At 65.3% G+C, this 17,904-nt stretch carries 22 protein-coding genes; 14 read left to right on the top strand and 8 right to left on the bottom strand.

Annotation, left to right across the window (positions count from 1 at the left end):
• Positions 1-66: 66 nt before the first annotated feature.
• The 3 genes from HUTA_RS06890 to pdxT form a co-directional block, all read right to left on the bottom strand.
• Positions 67-1,083, bottom strand: a complete 1,017-nt coding sequence (locus tag HUTA_RS06890) for a cytochrome d ubiquinol oxidase subunit II (protein WP_015789161.1) — start codon at positions 1,081-1,083, stop codon at positions 67-69.
• Complete coding sequence (locus tag HUTA_RS06885; RefSeq protein ID WP_394295034.1) at positions 1,076-2,497, bottom strand: cytochrome ubiquinol oxidase subunit I; 1,422 nt, start codon at positions 2,495-2,497, stop codon at positions 1,076-1,078. The genes HUTA_RS06890 and HUTA_RS06885 overlap by 8 nt, the downstream gene beginning before the upstream one ends.
• Positions 2,498-2,677: 180 nt before the next feature.
• Positions 2,678-3,256, bottom strand: a complete 579-nt coding sequence (gene pdxT / locus HUTA_RS06880; RefSeq protein ID WP_015789159.1) for a pyridoxal 5'-phosphate synthase glutaminase subunit PdxT — start codon at positions 3,254-3,256, stop codon at positions 2,678-2,680.
• A 124-nt stretch (positions 3,257-3,380) separates the two neighbouring features.
• On the opposite strand from pdxT, the gene HUTA_RS06875 reads away from it, so the two are divergent.
• From HUTA_RS06875 to HUTA_RS06840, 8 genes are all read left to right on the top strand, one after another.
• Entirely contained in the window at positions 3,381-4,394 is a 1,014-nt protein-coding gene (locus HUTA_RS06875; RefSeq protein WP_015789158.1) for a PrsW family intramembrane metalloprotease, read from the top strand.
• A gap of 52 nt (positions 4,395-4,446) precedes the next feature.
• On the top strand, positions 4,447-4,695 hold the full coding sequence (locus HUTA_RS06870; protein ID WP_015789157.1) for a DUF7533 family protein: 249 nt from the start codon (positions 4,447-4,449) through the stop codon (positions 4,693-4,695).
• A 303-nt stretch (positions 4,696-4,998) separates the two neighbouring features.
• On the top strand, positions 4,999-5,484 hold the full coding sequence (gene rimI / locus HUTA_RS06865) for a ribosomal protein S18-alanine N-acetyltransferase (protein WP_049941229.1): 486 nt from the start codon (positions 4,999-5,001) through the stop codon (positions 5,482-5,484).
• A 71-nt stretch (positions 5,485-5,555) separates the two neighbouring features.
• Complete coding sequence (locus HUTA_RS15030) at positions 5,556-6,134, top strand: DUF5810 domain-containing protein (RefSeq protein ID WP_015789155.1); 579 nt, start codon at positions 5,556-5,558, stop codon at positions 6,132-6,134.
• Between the two features lie 24 nt (positions 6,135-6,158).
• Positions 6,159-6,644, top strand: a complete 486-nt coding sequence (locus HUTA_RS06855) for a DUF5809 family protein (protein ID WP_015789154.1) — start codon at positions 6,159-6,161, stop codon at positions 6,642-6,644.
• Positions 6,645-7,043, top strand: a complete 399-nt coding sequence (locus HUTA_RS06850; protein WP_015789153.1) for a hypothetical protein — start codon at positions 6,645-6,647, stop codon at positions 7,041-7,043. It begins immediately after the preceding gene.
• A gap of 61 nt (positions 7,044-7,104) precedes the next feature.
• Complete coding sequence (locus HUTA_RS06845) at positions 7,105-7,650, top strand: NUDIX hydrolase (RefSeq protein WP_015789152.1); 546 nt, start codon at positions 7,105-7,107, stop codon at positions 7,648-7,650.
• Positions 7,651-7,773: 123 nt separating this feature from the next.
• Positions 7,774-8,097 carry a rhodanese-like domain-containing protein gene (locus HUTA_RS06840; protein ID WP_015789151.1) on the top strand — a complete coding sequence of 108 codons (324 nt, stop codon included), beginning with the start codon at positions 7,774-7,776 and terminating at the stop codon, positions 8,095-8,097.
• A gap of 27 nt (positions 8,098-8,124) precedes the next feature.
• Here HUTA_RS06840 and HUTA_RS06835 read toward each other — a convergent pair whose 3' ends face one another.
• The 3 genes from HUTA_RS06835 to HUTA_RS06825 form a co-directional block, all read right to left on the bottom strand.
• Entirely contained in the window at positions 8,125-9,651 is a 1,527-nt protein-coding gene (locus HUTA_RS06835) for a glycoside hydrolase family 43 protein (protein WP_049941228.1), read from the bottom strand.
• 363 nt (positions 9,652-10,014) lie between these two features.
• Complete coding sequence (locus HUTA_RS06830; RefSeq protein WP_015789149.1) at positions 10,015-11,307, bottom strand: site-specific integrase; 1,293 nt, start codon at positions 11,305-11,307, stop codon at positions 10,015-10,017.
• A 113-nt stretch (positions 11,308-11,420) separates the two neighbouring features.
• Positions 11,421-12,665, bottom strand: a complete 1,245-nt coding sequence (locus HUTA_RS06825) for an NUDIX domain-containing protein (protein ID WP_015789148.1) — start codon at positions 12,663-12,665, stop codon at positions 11,421-11,423.
• An 84-nt stretch (positions 12,666-12,749) separates the two neighbouring features.
• Here HUTA_RS06825 and HUTA_RS06820 point away from each other — a divergent pair, with 84 nt between their 5' ends.
• The 3 genes from HUTA_RS06820 (at position 12,750) to HUTA_RS06810 (ending at position 15,457) form a co-directional block, all read left to right on the top strand.
• Positions 12,750-13,250 carry a metallophosphoesterase family protein gene (locus HUTA_RS06820; protein ID WP_015789147.1) on the top strand — a complete coding sequence of 167 codons (501 nt, stop codon included), beginning with the start codon at positions 12,750-12,752 and terminating at the stop codon, positions 13,248-13,250.
• A gap of 399 nt (positions 13,251-13,649) precedes the next feature.
• Entirely contained in the window at positions 13,650-14,405 is a 756-nt protein-coding gene (locus HUTA_RS06815) for a coenzyme F420-0:L-glutamate ligase (protein ID WP_015789146.1), read from the top strand.
• Positions 14,406-14,476: 71 nt separating this feature from the next.
• On the top strand, positions 14,477-15,457 hold the full coding sequence (locus HUTA_RS06810) for a 5,10-methylenetetrahydromethanopterin reductase (protein WP_015789145.1): 981 nt from the start codon (positions 14,477-14,479) through the stop codon (positions 15,455-15,457).
• Positions 15,458-15,494: 37 nt separating this feature from the next.
• Here the strand turns inward: HUTA_RS06810 and HUTA_RS06805 are convergent, their stop codons facing one another.
• Positions 15,495-15,698, bottom strand: coding sequence for a hypothetical protein (locus HUTA_RS06805; RefSeq protein WP_015789144.1), 204 nt, complete (start codon positions 15,696-15,698; stop codon positions 15,495-15,497).
• A 124-nt stretch (positions 15,699-15,822) separates the two neighbouring features.
• Here HUTA_RS06805 and HUTA_RS06800 point away from each other — a divergent pair, with 124 nt between their 5' ends.
• The 3 genes from HUTA_RS06800 to HUTA_RS06790 all read left to right on the top strand — a co-directional run bounded on the left by HUTA_RS06800 (position 15,823) and on the right by HUTA_RS06790 (position 16,802).
• The gene (locus HUTA_RS06800) at positions 15,823-16,140 is read left to right on the top strand and encodes a DUF7573 domain-containing protein (RefSeq protein WP_015789143.1); all 318 of its coding nucleotides are present in this window, start codon (positions 15,823-15,825) and stop codon (positions 16,138-16,140) included.
• Between the two features lie 62 nt (positions 16,141-16,202).
• Positions 16,203-16,391, top strand: coding sequence for a hypothetical protein (locus HUTA_RS06795; RefSeq protein WP_015789142.1), 189 nt, complete (start codon positions 16,203-16,205; stop codon positions 16,389-16,391).
• A gap of 102 nt (positions 16,392-16,493) precedes the next feature.
• Positions 16,494-16,802 (top strand): hypothetical protein, encoded by a 309-nt coding sequence (locus tag HUTA_RS06790; protein ID WP_015789141.1) that lies wholly within the window; start codon positions 16,494-16,496, stop codon positions 16,800-16,802.
• A gap of 46 nt (positions 16,803-16,848) precedes the next feature.
• Here the strand turns inward: HUTA_RS06790 and HUTA_RS06785 are convergent, their stop codons facing one another.
• Positions 16,849-17,724 carry an NAD(+)/NADH kinase gene (locus HUTA_RS06785; protein ID WP_015789140.1) on the bottom strand — a complete coding sequence of 292 codons (876 nt, stop codon included), beginning with the start codon at positions 17,722-17,724 and terminating at the stop codon, positions 16,849-16,851.
• Between the last annotated feature and the right edge of the window lie 180 nt (positions 17,725-17,904).

The following is a 17,904-nucleotide window of genomic DNA, read 5'->3' as shown; positions in this document are numbered from 1 at the left end:
CATCCTCGGGCGGGGGATAAATGGCCGTTTCGAACCCGGCGGTTCGGCGACTGTGACGCCCCCGAGCTACGCGCCGTACCCTTCAGCCTCGATCGGCCCGCTGAAGACGCCGTAGAGGAACTTGAAGTACCACAGCACGACGACGAGCACCGGGAACCCGAGGACGGTCGTGAGATTGAGCGCCAGCGGCGAGACCACGGCCGTCTCGACGGTCAGCTCCGCCCCCGATGCCGTCGCCGGATAGATCGCGGGGTACAGCAGGAGTGCGACCAGCGCGCTCAACAGTGTGGGGAGGGCAAGCGCGCTCACGAGCCACGCCCGGTAACTGTCACGGAGCGCGAGCACGATCCCGCCGAGGCCCGCGACCACGGAGAGGCCGACGATGGCGATCCCGGGGATCGAGAGGATCGTCCCGGCAGTCCCGCCGGCGTCGGTCACGATGACGACTGCGAGCAGGACGACCACGCCGGCGAGGTATGCGACTGTCGCAAGGATGCCGAGGTCGCGCATCTCGCCGGCGAGGGCGGGGCCGGTTTTGGCGGCCAGGAACGCCGCGCCGGTGACGGCCGAGACGGCGACCAGGCCGACGCCCGTCAGGATGGCGGGCAGCGAGACCGCGCCCACGCTGAACACCCACGAGCCGGCCAGGACGCCGAAGAGGAACGGCGCGAGCGCGCTGCCACCGACGAACGACCAGTCACAGGCCCGCTGCCAGGACTCGTCTTCACGCTGTTCGCGCAGTTCCGGGCCGACGCCGCGGAACAGGAGGGCGAGCACGAACCCGAGTGCGATCAGGTAGTTGTCGGCGAGCAGTCGCGAGTAGACGTCCGGGAACGCCGCGAGCAACATCGTCCCGAACGCGATCAGCCACACTTCGTTGGCGTCCCAGATCGGCCCGAACGCCGCGAGTAACGTCTCCCGGTCGTGATCGTCCTCGCGGGTCGCATACAGCATCCCGATCCCGAAGTCGAAGCCGTCGAGGACGATGTACATCGCCAGCGCGAACATGATGACGCCGAACCAGATCTCCGGTAGCGAGTCGACGAGGTAGGTATCGACCGGCAACAGGAGCGGGTTAGTCATCGCTGGTCACCCCCGGGATCGGTCCGTACCAGTGATCGTCCGGGGCCGGTTCGGCACCCAATTCGTCGAGTTCGTCCTCGATCAGCCACCGGAGGGTGTACAGCGCGGCCACGACGAGGCCGATATAGATGACCACGAATGCCGCCAGACTCAGGGTCGCCTCCGTCGAGGACAGCGTCGAGGAGACGGCCTCGCCGGTCTTGAGTTCACCCTGGACGACCCAGGGCTGGCGGCCGATCTCGGTGACGTACCACCCCGTGAGCAGGGCGGCGTACCCAAGCGGCGAGGCGGCGATCATCGCTCGCAGATACAGGCTGCTGTCGGACAATCGATCGCGATAGATGAGATAGCCACCCCAGAAGGCCAGCCCGATGAACAGGAACCCGAGTCCGACCATGATGCGGAACGACCAGAACACGAGCGGAACTGGCGGGTTCTGTTCGTACTCGTCGAGGCCTTTCACGACCGCGTCGAAGTCACCCCCGCTTGCGAGAAACGACCCGACCCTGGGAAGACTGATCGCAAAGAGATTCTCCTCGCTGGGATTCATGATCGCGTCAGGGCTCGTCGGGATCGCAAAGAGGTGCAGATCGGCGGTTCCCGTCTCGTAGTGGGCCTCCATCGCGGCGAACTTCTGTGGCTGGGTGTCCTCGACGTGGCGGCCATACGCATCACCGTGGACTGCCTGCAGCGGCGCGGCGACGATCAGGAGGAGGACAGCTATCTTCAGTGCCGTGTGCCAGGCTTTGGCGTCGCGTTTCTTCCAGACGATGTACGCCGCGACGCCGGCGACCAACAGCGCCACGGAGATCACTGACGCGTTGATCATATGGACGTACATCCAGGTCATCCGCGGCGTGAAAAAGGCGGCAATCGGGTCGGTCAGCTTGGCGACTTCCATGCCGTTTCGCGTGATCATCTCGTACCCCTGGGGGGTCTGCATCCAGGCGTTGACGACCAGAATCCAGAAGCCCGAAAGCCAGGCCCCGAAGCCGGTCAGCACCGACGAGAGGAAATACGTCCGATCGCTCACCTTCTCGCGGCCGAACAGCAACACGCCGAGGAAGACGGCTTCAAGGAAGAACGCCATCTTCGCCTCGAAAGCCAGCGGCCCGCCGATCAACTCACCCGCGAGTGCCGAAAAGCCCGGGAAGTTCGTCCCGAACTGGAAGCTCATCGGGATTCCGGTGACCGTTCCCATCACGAATCCAACCGCGAAGACCTTCAGCCAGAACGACCGTAGCCTGGCGTAGCGCTCGCTGCCGGTTCGGATATCCTTCCAGGTGAAGTAGATGATGAAGGGTGCCAGCCCGATCGAGAGGGCGGCAAACAGGATGTGGACGCTGATCGTCCAGCCGAACTGTACCCGGCTCGCGAACTCGGCGGGAAGGAACAGGACTGTCCCATCCAGCATCGCCGCCGCCCCGAGCGCGCCGTCGAGGAAGTGAGTGGGTGGCTGCATTCGTTGTCGCGCGCTTCGGATGCCGAGTGCATAAGTACCGGTCTTCCTCCTGCATGCTGGAAACAGCCGAACGTATTTTATAGGTTCGAGAACTATTTTTGCGAAAGCAGCAAATCTTGGTTCATCCTCGCCTCACTCGAAGAACGCGAGGTCGTGGATCCGGTGATCGCCCGTCAACTCTGGGTGGAACGCCGTCCCAACGACGGGACCGTCACGGACTGCGACCGGGCGACCCTCCCAGGTGGCGAGGACGTCGGCGTCGCCGACCTCCTCGATGACCGGCGCACGGATGAACACTGCGTGGAAGGGATCGTCGAGCCCGTCGACGTCCAGCGGGGCCTCGAAGCTGTCCTTTTGCCGCCCGAAGGCGTTGCGCTCGACGGCGACGTCCAGAACGTCCAGCGTCTCGACGCGGTCGTCCCCGGCGTCCCGGGCCGCCACGATCAGGCCGGCACACGTTGCGAGCATGGGCTTGCCGGCCGCGACGTGGTCGCGGATCTCCGGGGCGATCCCCTCCTCGGCGAGCAGCCGGGAGATCGTCGTCGACTCCCCACCGGGAACAAGCAGGACGTCACAGTCAGGTACGCGGCCTGAATCGCGTATCTCGACGATCTCGGTGGTCTGGTCGTGGGCCGCTGCGGCCGCCTCGACGGCGGTCGCGTGTTCGCTCACATCCCCCTGGACGGCGATCACGCCGGCGGTAATCGTCATGGTGGGCCCTAGTCGATCGAGCGCGAAAAACGCTCCCTTCCGTGGCGAGGGTGGGTGATATCGAGGTCTGCCCGCCGCCGTGGCCGGCGACAGGCCCTTGACGACAGCCGCCGGAGTGACGCCCATGCGACAGCGCGATCCCGTCGAGACTGCCGCCGACGGCTCGCTCGACCTGTACGATATCGCCGACTGGGAGGTCCGCGGGCGGCTCGATCGGCTCGCGGTGATACTCCACGCGAGTGCGCTCACGCTCGCCCGGGTGACGATCGTCCTGGTTGCGATCTCGATCCTGCTCTCGCAGTTCGTCCTCGGCGGACTGGGTGCAATCACGGATCCGACCGTCGGCGCGGTGACTGCCCTCTCGGTCGTGCCCGCTGTCGGGCTGGCGGGATACGTCTGGCGGGCTGACGCCACCGCCCGCGAGCCGTTGGGCCTCCTAGTCGCAACCTTTCTCCTCGGCGTCCTCTTCGCCGGCTTCGCGGCCGTCATCAACGCGATGTTCGCCCCTGCCGCGTTCGTGCTCACCGAGGCCGCCGGCGTCGAGGCACTCGGCCTGGTGGTCGTCTTTTACGTGATCGTCGGCCCGGTCGAGGAAGGCGTCAAGCTTCTGGCAGTCCGACTGCACGCCTTCCGTGACGTCCGTTTCGATGCCGTCGTCGACGGGGCCGTCTACGGAGCCATCGCCGGGCTCGGGTTTGCGACCATCGAGAACGCGCTGTACATCACCGAGACGACCGGTGACGTCGGCGTCGGTGTGTTCGCAGCCGGTGGGAGTGTCGTCACCGTGCGGGCGCTGGCCGGGCCGGGCCACGTCATCTACTCGGCGTTCGCCGGGTATTACCTCGGGCTGGCGAAATTCAACCCGGTCCAGGCCGGCCCCATCGTCGTCAAGGGATTGCTGATCGCCGCGTTCGTCCACGGGACCTACAACGCGCTCGTCTCCGTGCTCCCGGCGTTCCTCGCGGACGTAGTAGGGATCTCGCCCTTCTTCGCCTTTGTCGGCTTCGTGATCGTCTACGACGGGGTGTTCGGCTACGTGCTCGTTCGAAAACTCCGCGCCTATCGCCGGGCCTACCAGCGCACCACTGTCCGGAAGGATCGCTCTCTCCAGCCTGAGCTGACTGAATTCGACCCGTAGCCTCGGCGACTCAACGGCGTGCATTTATGAGGCTTCACGCGTAGTAGCGTCCATGGCCGCCGGGATCCTCGAGCTGATCGGCCGAGTCGGAACGGTCGTCGTCGTTGCGCCGATCGCGTTGCTCAGCCTGGATCTCCTGGTCCGGGGCGAACTCGTTGGCGGACTCGCGTTCCTGGGGATCGTCGGTCTCATTCTCGCCGTCGAACGCTACGTCATCACGCCGAGCGAGATCCCGCGAGTGATCGCGAGTCGACTCGTCGGCTCGGCGCTCAGCGTTGACGAGTCCGACGACGAGGAGTAGCCGCTCAGGACACGTCCACTGGGAAGACACGCCGTTCTCTCGAAGGGTGACATCACGCTGCTCTCTCGAAGGGAGACGTCACGTCGTTCTCGAAGCATGATGAGACAGGTCGCCCTGGCGGGCTCGAAAACGCGCGAGCAGCCAGAACCCTGGCTGCCCGCGCCGAAACAAAGTGGGGGATGGGGGGTGGGGTGGCACCCTAACGGGTGCAGTGAATCCTTGCCCATGGGCTGGTATCAATCTTGTGCCTTCGGGTGATCTCGCGCCGCCACGCGTATGTGTCAGGGGCACGTATTGACACCTGTGACGACCGTCGCGTCCGAACCGGGGGGCCGGCCGCTCGTTCGACCCGCGACCAGGGAGGACCTCCTGGGTGTCCTGGAGATCGAACAGCAGTCCTTTCCCCAGCCCTGGCCCGTTGGCGCGTTCGAGCGCTTTCTCGACGCCCCGGCGTTTCTCGTCGCGATCGACCGGACGCCACCGACGGCGGGGTCCGTGATCGGCTACGTCGTGGCGGACGCGGTCCCGAACGACGGGACGCCGATCGGCCACGTCAAGGACCTCGCTGTCCATCCCGACCGCCGGAACGCCGGCGTCGGTCGCCAGTTGCTTCAGCGTGCCATCCTCATGCTGGGGGCCAGCGGCATTACCACGGTCAAACTCGAAGTTCGGGAGAGCAACGCGGCCGCCAGACACCTCTACCGGAGCGAGGGGTTCGTCCACCGGCGGACGATCCCGGGGTACTACGACGACGGCGAGAACGCCCTGGTGTTGTTCCGGTCGCCGTAGCCGACCAGCAGCTTCTGGATCCCCTGGGCGCTCGGCGAACACCTTTCACGCACGAGTGCGTGGATCGAGGTATGGGATACGCGTGTCCGGTGTGTGAGACCCCCCAGGTCGACGCAAAACACCTGGCAAACCACCTGGCCTTTACCGCGCTGCTGGGTGACGCCGAGCACGAGACCTGGCTCGACGAACACGCGCCGGAGTGGGAGCAGGCGGACGACGAGGCGCTCGCCGAGCGTATCGTCGAGGACGCTGAGAACGCTGCGCTTCCCGGGGACAGGGTCGAGCACGACCACGGAACGACGGACCTTCCAACCAACGGAGACCGCACTGATCGCGGCCACACCGGCGAGGGTGACCACCCTGGCGAGCTGGCTGGTGGGGGTCAGCATACGACCGACGACCACGACCCCGGTGTGACGTTCGATGACTTCGGGGGCGGTCCGACGGCGCGGTCCGATCCGGCGCTGGACGCCGACGCCAAAGAGGTTCTCCGGGAGGCCTACGAGATGACGCGCAAGCGCCGCGAGCGGGCCGCCGAAGCCGAGGACGGCCCTTCGGAGTCCCGTAGCGACGACTCGAATGGCGGGCATGCCGAACGCGACCCCGCTCGCGAGGAGCCGGCCGACGCTGACGCGGACGAAACGGAATAGTGGACGGAGATCCAATCACGGCCTATGCATACTGAGGGGCTGCTCGAACCCGAGACGCCTACTGCGGCCCGCGAGCGATACGACGCTCTCGCCGCAACTGCCGGAGTCGTCGTCCGGGAGGTCGCCCGAGCGATGGATCTCGACGGCCCGGAGTACGACCGCCGAGTCACCGACGACGTCGTCCTGACGGCCCAGGATGCGATGTTTGCGTCGCTGCTTCGTGTCCACGTCGGTACCCACGAGGCGTTCGATTCGTTCTGTGCCGACCACGGTGGCGAGGTGATCCAGACCGGCAGCGAACACGTCGAGGGCGTGGTCTGGCACGCGCCGCCCTTTGCCGAGACGATCGTCGCGACGACGTTCCAGGACGCCGAGGACGCGGCCGTCGCGACGCTCCGACGGCAGGCGTACGGTCGACTGTACCGGGACATCCTCGAGACAAGCGCGGACGAGCACGGCGAGGGGCCGACTGAAACTGACGAGGACGGCGATCGGCCGGGGGCGACCTGAATGCGCAGACGGACGAAACTCGCCGTCCTCGCCATTTTCGGCGTCGTGACCCTCCTGCTCGCACTGGGCGCACTGCCGGGATTCATCAAGGCGGGCGACCCCTATTACATGACTGCGACGCCGGTCGAGGAACACGCGGCGGTCAACGCGACCGATCTCGACGACCGGCGGTTTCCGTACACGTCGGCTGCCGTCGCGGCGGCCACCACCGACGAGGTGGGCGAATCCGCGCCGTACTGGAAGGGCTACGTCGGCTTCAAGGAGGCCTTTACCCACTCGCCGTTCGACGAACTCACCGCACTTCAGCAGCGCTCGACCGCGGCGGTCGACGGCCCGGACGCGGTGTTCGTCCGGGTCGGTGACGGGTATTACCGACTGACGATATCCCAGCTCAGTTGATCGCTGCCAGCACTGTTCGGAGCCAATGCACGTATCAACGGGCGAGTGAAACTGAACGATAATGACTGAGAGATCCGAGCGACACGCGTGGCCGATTCTCGAATCCCACGTCGAGTACGAAACCGGGTGGTACGATGGGGGCTACGATCTGGTCGAACAGCCTGACGGGACCGAGAAGCGCTACTACTGGGCCGCACTGCCGGACGCGGTCGTCGTCGTTCCGGTGATCGACGGCGACGTCGTGATGGTCGAGCAGTATCGACCGGCGATCCGGGAGCACTGCCTCGAATTCCCGGCCGGGATCGTCGAGGACGGCGAATCCTACACCGAGGCGGGCGCGCGGGAACTCCGCGAGGAGACCGGATTCGATCCTGCTGGCGTCTCCCTGCTGGAGGATTTCTGGGTCGCGACGGGGGCGATGCGCCACCAGCGCGGGATCGTCTTCGCCGAGGGACTCGAACCCGTCGAGACCGATCTCGACGACAACGAGTTCCTCTCGGTGACGACGGTCCCAGCTGAAGATGCGCTCGATCGCGCACGGGCTGACCCGGCCAACGACGCGACGATCGAGGCGCTGTTGCTTGCCCGGGAAGACGGGTTGCTTTGATCGGGCTGTCACTGGCTGGAGGCCGGATGGGCCACAGACCGGCCGCGCTTGGATCGCCAGGATAGATCGTGTAGTACAGTGTCGATCGGTGCGGTTATGAGGATGGATATGTGACGGACTCCCATGGACGGCGAGTGCTCGGCGGCGGATCTCAGGTCGCTGCTGGATGGCGAGCAGGACGTACGCATCGTGGACGTTCGACCACCGGCGGCCTTCGAACGCGGTCACATTCCCGGCAGCGAGAACGTTCCGCTGGCAACGCTCACGAACGAGGTCGACCGCTTCGACGGGGCCGATCGGGTCGTCACTGTCTGTGCGCACGGCCAGGCGAGCATCCAGGCTGCTCGACTGGTCTCTGCCTACGAAGGTATTGATGGTCCAGTCGAAAGTCTCTCGTGTGGCGTCGACGGGTGGGACGGTAACCTGGAAATGGGCGACGGTCGCTGACGTCGGGATCGTCCACCGCGGCGGCGATCACTCCGCCGGCTCGTATACGAAGCGCTGGACCTGGGCCGGCGTTGCCGTTTCTGTTCCTGCTCCAAGTGCGTACGGACCGATATAGACGCCGGTGAACCCGCCCGCGACTTCCGTCGACAGGTACCGTGTGGCCGCCGTGGCGAGTTCGGTCGGTTCGCCGTCGCCGTCGGCGTAGCGGAACGTGTATTCCTCAGTCGTCGCGTCGACGACCAGCCGGTGGTCCTCGCCCCCGACGGGGACAGCTGCGACCTCGTCAGCAACCTCGCCGATCCGGAGTCGGACGCGGGCGACCGTCTCGCCACCCTCACGACCCACGCCGATCTCGTAGTGGTGGGACTCGTTCATCACGAGCGCGAGACCGGCCTCCTCGCCGTCGTCGGGATCGAACCCGAGATCGATCTCGGCTCGGCAATCGAAGTGGGACTGCGGGCGGCCGACGAACGTCGCATCCAACTCGTCGAGGCTGTCGGTTTTGCCCACGAGTGACAGTCCGTCGTCCGAAAGTGAATACGTCGCCGGGTCCGGGTTCCGTCGGAACTGCCAGCTGTCGTCGAGTTCGCCGTCGAAGGTCGTCTCGAACGGTCGGGCCGGACTCGACAGCCCGCCGGGTGAATCGCCGGGCAGCGACTCGACGGTCATCTCGGGGTCGATCGGCTCGCCGTCGTTGACGATCGGCCAGCCGTCCTCCCAGGTGACGGGTGCGAGGAACGTCTCCCGGCCCAGGTGGTGGACGCCAGGGTTCGGGCCGTACTGGCGGATCCCGAGGAACACCATCCACCACGAGCCGTCCGGGGCCTGGACCATGTCGGCGTGGCCCATCGCGCTGAGCGGGTGCATCGGCCGACCGCGATGGGAGAGCACGGGGTTGTCGGGATGGGGTTCGAACGGGCCCGTCGGGTCGTCGCTCCGGCCGACGGTGACCATGTGATCCGTGTGGGTCCCGCCCTCGGCGGTGATGAGGTAGTAGGTCCCGTCGCGTTCGTAGATGTGGGGCGCTTCGGCGAACCCGCCTTCGATGCCCCGCCAGAGCTGGCGGACGTCGCCGAGTTCACCGGTGTCGAGGTCGATCTCGGCCTGTCGGACCCGGTACTCCGGCAAGGACTCGCCGTCGGTGTACTGGAAGTAGGCCGTCCCATCGTCGTCGAAGAAGAGATCGGGATCGATCCCGCCCGCGTCGACGTACAGCGGATCGGACCACTCGCCGGCGGGATCGTCGGCGGTCACGATGAAGTGGCCACCGTTGTCGCCGCCGACGTCGGTCGTGACCATGTAGAAGGTGCCGTCGTGGTGGCGCAAGGTCGGGGCGTAGATCCCGTCGGAAGCCTCGCGACCGCGGAGGTCAAGCTGGCTGTCGCGGGTGAGACAGTGGCCGACCCGCTCCCAGGAGACCAGGTCCGTGCTGTGAAACAGCGGGACGCCCGGGAAGTACTCGAACGAGGAGATGGCGAGGTAGAAGTCCTCGCCGGCGCGCGCGATCGTCGGATCGGGATGCATGCCCGGAAGCACTGGATTCGAATACTGCATACCCGAGGGCTCGCGGCCGTCGCTCATAAGTCCTTGCGGTCGGCGACGAACTGCCGTCACGAGCACTGACCGCGACACGAGTCCGTATCCGTCTCGTGAGATGGTGGCTCGGGTGAACGTCTCATCAGAAGGGACTCAGTGGGGGTAACTGCTCGTCATCGCGCACCATCATCACGATAAATTCGGGATGCGTAACCCGAACATCGTGACTATACAATTATTCCACGTCTGCAACTAATAACGTTTCTATCTACCTGACCTACATACGTCGCTTCAAGAAAGACAGAATGTGATTATTCAAAACAGTCACCCGCTCTGTGATCACGACAACCCAGTCTCTCGTCTGACCACCCACACATAGCCTCACTCGTCGGCCAATTTCTCCAAGAGCGCGGCCTTCACATCCGGATCGTCTAACAAGTCATCAAGTTGTTCGACCTTCGCCTGGGTGTCACTCCCCGGTTCGGTGTCCTTGTAGGACTCTTTCATACTCTCGCCAATCGTATCCTGAACCGCCTTCGCATCGGGCGTATACACATGGCCACAGTTTGGACAGGCCTTCGCGTCTTTGGCAAGAGGTTCGTCACAGGTCAAACAACGGTTGGGGGATAGCGGACTATCGTCGTCGGGTTCTCGAATCTCTGCCGCAATTTCAGCTTTCTTGATGTAATCATCGTCGGTCAAGTGACGGTATGTCGTTTCCATGATTCGGCTGTCCTCGCCATGACCAATGATGAACCGAATCGTGTCCGCGTCCATGTCGTAATCGCGGTACATCGTCGTCACCGCGAAGTGTCGGAAGTTGTGAGGATTCGTCGGCTTATCAACCCCTGCCTCGTTCCCGATCTTCCGAAGGCGCTTCCGTATCGAGTTTTGATTCAGTGGCGTCGTCGCATCCGTATTGCGGTATGACGGGAGATGAGTGATAAGATAGGCATCCGGGTTTTCGGGTGCCGGGTGATTATCCAACCACCGACGGACAGGGGCTTTCGCGCCGAGCAACGGTCGTTTCCCCTCTGCGTGTTTGAGTCCGTCGGCCTCATCGTTCAACCAGAACACACCTTCATCAAGGTTCACGTCCTTCACACGGAGCGTTTGAATCGCACGAATGCGTTGGCCCGTGTTCAAAAGCAATTCCAGTATGGCCCGATCACGGGTATTTGAACAGGCCTCACGCATCGCTTCCACATCATCATGGTCGAAAATGTCCCGCTCATCGACGGGTGAATCATCTATCTGTTTCAGTGTGATCCCGTCGGGATCGGCAGGTAGCTCCTCGTGGTAGTTGTAGAACGCTCGAAGCGTTGCCTGATACTGTCGTTGCGTCGCGTGTGATACACCGTCGTCTTTGACCGCGGGGTGGTTTCCCTTGGCAAAGCGGGAAATGAGTCCATTGATGTCGTCTTCTGTCGCTGTCGTCAGTGTGGTATCTTCGGGTAGCCGTCGGGCTGCACAGGCGAGTAAACGACAATAGCCCCGCAACGTCTGATACGACAATGTGTCGCCGTGACCGTTCAATACGTCGGGGTCTTTTGCATCGAGAAATTCGGTGATGTGGCTGTATTCATCGTCTGTTAGTTCCCCGCTCTCGTGATCGTCATCAAGTTTCTCTCGCGCCCGTTCGTACCGTCGGGACGGTTCGTCTCGATTTCCCATATAGCCACAACACAGGGATTCTAATTGAATTTATCAGTACTGCAGTAACCGATGTCTATAATCATCGCCACCGTCTCTCTGTCAGGTGTCCATCCACCTGTGTGTTTCGCCATTCAGTCCGCCCACTCGGCGTTCGCCCGGTGCTCAGCAGCGATCGCCCCGATGTCCTCCGGTTCAAGCACGCCCTGGTCCGTACAGATTGCGTCGATCAGGTTCGGCGGCGTCACGTCGAACAGCGGTGATCGAACGGTCAGATCGGCCGGCCCGTCGTAGATCGTCTCCGGATCGACGGATTCGATCTCGGCCTCTGCATCGACACGCACCTTGTCGGCTGCCGCGGCGACGAGGACGGGCACGCCCTCGTGGGCTGCAGCCAGCGCCGCGCCGCGGGTGCCGACCTTGTTCACGAGTGCGCCGTCGGGTCGGATCGCGTCGGCCCCGACGATGACCGCTTTCGGCTCCCATTCGTGGATCGCCCACGCCAGATCGGCGTCACCGGCGAGGGTCACGTCTCGCTCCTCGGCCAACTCTTCGGCCACACCGACCCCTTCACCGCCCGGTCGCGATTTGGCGACCAACACTGCGTCGGGATCGGCTCGTTCGATCGCCTTGCAGACGGTTCCCGAGCGCGAGAGCGTCGCGATCCGATCCGGGAGCCGCTCGGCAGCGGTTTCGGCCGCCTCGTCGTCGGCCGAGATGGCGGTTTCGATCTCCTCGCGAGCCACCTCCTCGACTCCCTCCGGCGATCGGTCCGCGCGGGCCAGCACCCGGTTCACCCGGTTGGCGACGACGGGCATCGAGGGGCGGGCGTCCCGAAGATCACGGGCGACGACGGCGAGGTCATCCCAGCCCTCGTCTTCTCCACCCCACGCCCGGACGCCCGCTTCGTCGCGAAGCACTTCCAGTGCCCGGAGCGACAGCCACGCCGAGCCGTGGTCGCGATCTTCGCGGATGGTCTTGACGGTCGGCCGCACCCGATCGTAAGATCGCCAGAGGTCGGGGACGGTCTCCCGGCGGCGGATCGCCGTCGGGTGGACCCACTCGTGCTCGGCCGTCTCGTCGTTGGGTTCGACCCCTCTGCTCTGGGCTTCGAAGAGGAAGGGGTGGACGACCCATCGCGTTCCGCGCTCGGCGTCGACGACATCGAAGGGATCGCCCTGCCGTCGGAGCGTCACGGCGTCGCCGAGTCCGGTCTCCTCGGCGATTTCTTCTCGCGCCATGGCGTCGGGGTCGCCCTCGGCGTGCCCTGACACGGCCGCCCATCGCCCCGCGTACGAGCCGACGGCGTCGCTCCGGCGCAGGAGGAGGACCTGGCCGCGGTTCCGGAGGAAGCAGGTGACGATGTCGACCTCGTCCATGTCGCGACGTATGCACCCCCACCCAATGAAGCGTGGGGGCGGCGAGCCGACAATGCAAAACCGATCGAGTCCCTGTCACCTGGCATGGACGTCGCGATCATCAGCGACTCACACGTGCCGTCACGCGAACCGGCGATCCCCGACTGGGCGCTCGACCGCATCCGCGCGGCCGATCACGTCATCCACGCCGGTGACTTCGACGCATCGGCGGCGCTGGCGGACGTCCGCGGCGCGGCGAGTCGACTCACCGCCGTCGCCGGGAACATGGATCCACGGGCGCTCGGTCTGCCCGAGATCGAACGCGTCACGCTCGGCGGTGTCGAGTTCGTCGTGACTCACGGCACGGGATCGCGCCACGATTACGAACAGCGTGTCGCGAGCATCGTCGCCGAGGAGGGGAGCGAGGGGCCGACCGTCGGCGTCGCGGGTCACACTCACGAGTGCCTGGATACGACCGTCGATGGCGTTCGGCTGCTCAATCCCGGTAGCGTCACCGGGGCATCACCGGCCAGCGAGGCCACGATGCTGACGGCGACGGTCAACGACGGCGACCTCTCGGTGACTGTCCACCGCGAGTCCGAGTAGGGGCGGCCGTCCTCGATGGTCGTGTTTAGTTTAGCGGGAATCGCTTGCAACAGCCAGAAAGCCCCCGCGCTCTCAGCTGCCGCGACTCGCTGCGCTCCGGCAGGTGCTTGCGTCGTCGGGGCTTGCTGAGAACGCGGCCCCTTTCAGTCCCACCCGAGGCCGGTTGGTCAGCCGGCATGGGCGGGACTGAAAGGGGCGAGTGGCTCCGGGAAGACGGCCGAAGTAAGCACCGCAACGGAGTGAGGAGCGCAGCGAGGCCCTCAACCGGAGCCACTCGGGGCTTTCTGGCTATCTCACCCAGGAATCGCTTAACTAAACACCGCCTCCTCGATTGCTTTCGACGCCGGACGAACGCGACGCTACCGGGCGACTTTTGGCGGTTCCGGGCCGACTCGGGGTATGGAGGTCTTCGCGGTCCCGGATATTCCGGAAATCGAGCCGGGTGACGACCTGGCGGCGCTGATCGACGAGCGCGTCGACCTACGGGAGGGCGATGTCCTCACGGTCGCCAGTACAGTCGTCTCGAAGGCCGAAGGCAGGGGGGCGGATCTGTCGGACTTCGAGCCCGGGGCGCGCGCCCACGACATCGCCGAGCGGATCAGCGAGATCGCCGGCGAACGGAAGGATCCGCGGTTCGCCCAGGCGGTCCTCGAGGAGAGCGAGGAACTCGTCATGGAGGCCCCGTTTATCCTCGCGGTGACTCACTTTGGCCACATCACCGTCAACGCGGGCATCGACCGCTCGAACGTCCCCGGCGCGGACCTGCTCCTGTTGCCCGAGGATCCATCGGCGAGCGCGCAGCGACTGTCCGACGCGCTCGGTGTCCCCGTCGTCGTGACAGATACGTCGGGACGCCCCTTTCGGCAGGGCCAGCGCGGCGTCGCACTTGGCTGGGCCGGAATTTCGGCAATGCGGGACTGGCGGGGCGAACACGACCGCGAAGGACGCGAACTCACGGCGACCGTCGAGGCCGTCGTCGACGAACTCGCCGCGGCGACCAACCTCGTCACGGGCGAGGGCGACGACGGCCGGCCAGTGGCGGTCGTCCGCGACTGGGACTTCGGCGACCACGACAGCCACGACGATCTGTTCCGGGATCGTGATGGCGATCTCGTCCGGCAGGCACTCGCCGACTTCGAGTACGACCCCGCGTGACCGGAGATGAGAAACGGGACGACACCGACTGACGACGAACTCACAGCACGGCACTCACAATTCACAGACCAATGAAAGCCATCGAACTCACTCCCGAACACCCGGTCGAAGAGGTACGACGACTGGCCGAGCGCGCCGAGCGCACCGGCTTCGACACCATCTTCGCGAGCAATCACTACAACAACCGCGATCCGTTCCAGACCCTCTCGTCGATCGCGGCGGCGACGGACTCGGTTCAACTTGGCCCCGGCGTGGTCAATCCCTACGAGACCCATCCCGTCCGGTTGGCCTCGCGGATGGCCACCCTCGACGAGTCCAGCGACGGCCGCGGCGTCTTCGGGATCGGGGCCGGTGACGCCTCGACGCTCGCCAACCTCGGCGTCGAGCGCGACTCGCCCCTGCGGCGCGTCCTCGAGACGTTCAAGGTCGCCCAGCAGCTCTGGACGGGCGACACCGTCGATCACGACGGGACCTTCCGGGCGACGGACGCCAGCCTGAACTACGCGGTGGGCGAGATCCCGGTATACGTGGGTGCACAGGGCCCACACATGCTCCGGATGAGCGGGAAACACGCCGACGGCGTCCTCGTCAACGCGTCCCACCCGGCGGACCTCTCGTGGTCGGCCGACCGGATCGAAGAGGGCCGATCCGAGCGACCGGACGACCGTGGCGATCTCGACGTTGCCGCCTACGCGAGTGTCAGCGTCGCCGAGAGCGAGGACCGCGCCCGGGAGGCCGCTCGACCGCCGGTGGCGTTCATCGTCGGGAGCACCGCGCCGCCGGTGTTGGATCGACACGGGCTGGACCACGATCGGGCCGAAGCGATCGGCAATGCCGTGCAACACGGGGACTTCGAGACGGCTTTCGAGGCTGTCACGCCCGAGATGATCGACGCCTTCGCGATCGCCGGGACGAAAGCGACAGTCGCCGATCGGATCGAGGAGGCGATGAACCATGTCGACAGCTTCGTCGCCGCGTCGCCGCTCGGCCCCGATCTGGAGACGGCGATCGAGCTCGCGGCCGAGGCGCTCGAAGATGCGACGGCGACGTAACTGCCAGAAAAAGTACCGCTGTCGTCGTTTTTCGGCGCTACGCCGGTGAGACGAGATCGACAACTGCGCCGAGGGTCAGATACGCACTGGCCCCGACGGTCAGCCCGATCACCAGCGCGCCCATCCCGACCAGCACGGCGCTGATCGGGTCGTGCGTCACGACGTCGGCGAATCGAAACGGCATCTCACCGATACTGCCGACGAGTCGGTTCAGAAACGAGACGAGTGACAGGACGATCATGGTGGCAGTTCACACGCCCGGTACTTGGGTGCTTGGACGGCGGCGATCTATCGGGGGCTCCCCGCGGGGCGGCGAAGGGCCCGTGCGGCGTCAGGGCTAAGAGCGTCGGCGAACTCGCTTCGGTATGGGCGACGATGCCTCCCTAAACGAATTTCTGGGCGACGAGGGGGAGTCGGCGACCGCGACCGAATCCGCCGACGACGAGGCGGCGAGTGGGTCCGAGCTTCCCGCCGAGACGGCGACCGAGTCCGAATCCGCCGACGACGAGGCGGCGACCCAGACTCAACGCGCCGACGAAGCGTCCGAGGAGGCCGTCGAGCCGGCGACGACGACCTCCGAGTTCGCACCTGCCGGGGCCGAGTGTGACGCCTGTGGCGCGAGTATCGACCGCCGGTGGTACCAGGACGGTGACCTCGTCTGTGCAGCCTGCAAGGATTGGTAGGCGACTGGGGTACCGGAATCGTGAGGTTCAGGACACTGGCGACCCAAGGATGGGGTAATTGAATGGACCGGAGACTCACGTTCATGGCGATTCTGGTCGGCGGCGTCATCGGCTTCGGGCTGGCGGATCACGCCCTCGCCAGTGCGGGCTACGACCGGCTCGGGATGCTCGTCTGGGGTGGCGGCTACCTCGCGACGATGTTCGTTCTGTGGTACGGCTGGGTCCGCCCGCTTGACATGACGGGGATATAGAAGGACCGACGCGGTCGAAGCATGACCTGCGGTGCCGCGCGGTGGCGGCCAATACGAATGGTAGCGGAACGTTCAAGCCCGCGTCGGGGCGAGTATCTGGCAATGACCGGGACACTGGTGCCGTTGCAACTCGTCGACAGCGTCCTCCTCAATTACAACGTGGGGGACGTCCTGTTGCTGTTACTGGGTCTGTCGATCCTTGCTGCGCTCGCATTGCGATCACGGAAGGCGCTCGCCTCGCAGATAATCGGCTTCGGCCTCATTCTGGTGATGACGCCAGGGAGTGCCCTCCAGCCCGGCGATGGCAGTCTCCTCGGGTCGGTCATGCAGTACAAGTTCTTCGGGCTAGTGCTGTTGCTGGCCGGACCTGTTCTGTATACGACCGCCAAACGGTCGGCGACGCCGAGTTGAGTCAGACTTCTCGCGGCCAACTCCGACCGACCGTTTTCGCCGCTCCCTACTCGAGTTTCCCGAGGGCCGTGAAGAACTCCAGCGGTGGGCCGGCGACGTGGACCGGCTGATCGGCCTGCTCGACCGTGATCTGGGCGGGCGGTTCGATCTCCTCGGTGGTCCGCCCGTCGCTGACGATCGAAGCCGTCTCGGCGTCCTCGACGCGCACGGTGATCGTGGTGTCCTCGTCGACAACCAGCGGCGGCATCGGGCGCTCGGCGGCCATCTCCGTGACGACGAACACCGGGACGGCAGGGTGGACGAGCGGGCCGTCCTCGCTTAAGTTGTAGGCCGTGGAGCCGGTCGGCGTCGCGATCAGGACGCCGTCGGCGTGGCCGCTGGTGTAGAGTGCGTCGTCGATCCGGACTGTCGTGCCCACGCCGTTGCCGTGCCCACGCTGGGGCCCCTGAATCACAACCTCGTTCAGCGCCGGGGGAAGTTCCCACCCGTCGCCGCTGACCTGGAGGCGGGGGAGGTCGCGGGTCGGTGTCTCGCCGTCTTCCTGGATGTCTGTGACGACATCACGGATGGCGTCGATCGCGTCGTTCGGGGAGACGGCGTTCAGAAAGCCGACCTCGCCCAGGTTGACGCCCATGATCGGCGTGCCGTTGGCGCCGCGTGCGGCGTACAGGAACGTCCCGTCGCCGCCGATCGAGACGATCAGGTCGGTATCGTCGATCTCTTCGATCGATACGCTCGCCGGCGGATCAAGCTCCGGCGTGGCGACGCCGCCGTAGGTGTCGTGGCGGTCATCGGCGAGCGCCGCGGCCGTCACTTCGTCGACGACGATCGAGACGTCTTCGTCCTCCAGATCCATTCGGATCGCCTCGACGAGCGATCGGGCACGCGGATTGTCCTTCTGTCCGACGAGTCCGAGTTCCATAACTCGACGTTGCTCACCGGCCCTGATAAAATCGTCTCATCTCTTGCCGGTACTGTCCCGAACCGTCGGCCCACGCCTGTCGCCACGCGAGTTTCGACCCCCGCCACTATTCGCTTGCCGACGGACAGAGTTATTGAGGAGTGTACCCAAAAACAGGACAGACTGGTCGGTCCAGTCGGG

Origin of the sequence: Halorhabdus utahensis DSM 12940, assembly GCF_000023945.1 — an archaeon.
GTDB classification, from domain to species: Archaea; Halobacteriota; Halobacteria; order Halobacteriales; family Haloarculaceae; genus Halorhabdus; species Halorhabdus utahensis.
The sequence above is the reverse complement of the archived record's forward strand: the minus strand, read 5'-3'. Positions and strand labels throughout refer to the sequence as shown.

Bases quoted from the DNA above. Each gene is read 5' to 3' on its own strand.
- HUTA_RS06890 (WP_015789161.1), bottom strand. From the start codon at position 1,083: ATGACTAACCCGCTCCTGTTGCCGGTCGATACCTACCTCGTCGACTCG.
- HUTA_RS06885 (WP_394295034.1), bottom strand. From the start codon at position 2,497: ATGCTGGATGGGACAGTCCTGTTCCTTCCCGCCGAGTTCGCGAGCCGG.
- pdxT (WP_015789159.1), bottom strand. From the start codon at position 3,256: ATGACGATTACCGCCGGCGTGATCGCCGTCCAGGGGGATGTGAGCGAA.
- HUTA_RS06875 (WP_015789158.1), top strand. From the start codon at position 3,381: ATGCGACAGCGCGATCCCGTCGAGACTGCCGCCGACGGCTCGCTCGAC.
- HUTA_RS06870 (WP_015789157.1), top strand. From the start codon at position 4,447: ATGGCCGCCGGGATCCTCGAGCTGATCGGCCGAGTCGGAACGGTCGTC.
- HUTA_RS15030 (WP_015789155.1), top strand. From the start codon at position 5,556: ATGGGATACGCGTGTCCGGTGTGTGAGACCCCCCAGGTCGACGCAAAA.
- HUTA_RS06855 (WP_015789154.1), top strand. From the start codon at position 6,159: ATGCATACTGAGGGGCTGCTCGAACCCGAGACGCCTACTGCGGCCCGC.
- HUTA_RS06850 (WP_015789153.1), top strand. From the start codon at position 6,645: ATGCGCAGACGGACGAAACTCGCCGTCCTCGCCATTTTCGGCGTCGTG.
- HUTA_RS06845 (WP_015789152.1), top strand. From the start codon at position 7,105: ATGACTGAGAGATCCGAGCGACACGCGTGGCCGATTCTCGAATCCCAC.
- HUTA_RS06840 (WP_015789151.1), top strand. From the start codon at position 7,774: ATGGACGGCGAGTGCTCGGCGGCGGATCTCAGGTCGCTGCTGGATGGC.
- HUTA_RS06835 (WP_049941228.1), bottom strand. From the start codon at position 9,651: ATGCAGTATTCGAATCCAGTGCTTCCGGGCATGCATCCCGATCCGACG.
- HUTA_RS06830 (WP_015789149.1), bottom strand. From the start codon at position 11,307: ATGGGAAATCGAGACGAACCGTCCCGACGGTACGAACGGGCGCGAGAG.
- HUTA_RS06825 (WP_015789148.1), bottom strand. From the start codon at position 12,665: ATGGACGAGGTCGACATCGTCACCTGCTTCCTCCGGAACCGCGGCCAG.
- HUTA_RS06820 (WP_015789147.1), top strand. From the start codon at position 12,750: ATGGACGTCGCGATCATCAGCGACTCACACGTGCCGTCACGCGAACCG.
- HUTA_RS06815 (WP_015789146.1), top strand. From the start codon at position 13,650: ATGGAGGTCTTCGCGGTCCCGGATATTCCGGAAATCGAGCCGGGTGAC.
- HUTA_RS06810 (WP_015789145.1), top strand. From the start codon at position 14,477: ATGAAAGCCATCGAACTCACTCCCGAACACCCGGTCGAAGAGGTACGA.
- HUTA_RS06805 (WP_015789144.1), bottom strand. From the start codon at position 15,698: ATGATCGTCCTGTCACTCGTCTCGTTTCTGAACCGACTCGTCGGCAGT.
- HUTA_RS06800 (WP_015789143.1), top strand. From the start codon at position 15,823: ATGGGCGACGATGCCTCCCTAAACGAATTTCTGGGCGACGAGGGGGAG.
- HUTA_RS06795 (WP_015789142.1), top strand. From the start codon at position 16,203: ATGGACCGGAGACTCACGTTCATGGCGATTCTGGTCGGCGGCGTCATC.
- HUTA_RS06790 (WP_015789141.1), top strand. From the start codon at position 16,494: ATGACCGGGACACTGGTGCCGTTGCAACTCGTCGACAGCGTCCTCCTC.
- HUTA_RS06785 (WP_015789140.1), bottom strand. From the start codon at position 17,724: ATGGAACTCGGACTCGTCGGACAGAAGGACAATCCGCGTGCCCGATCG.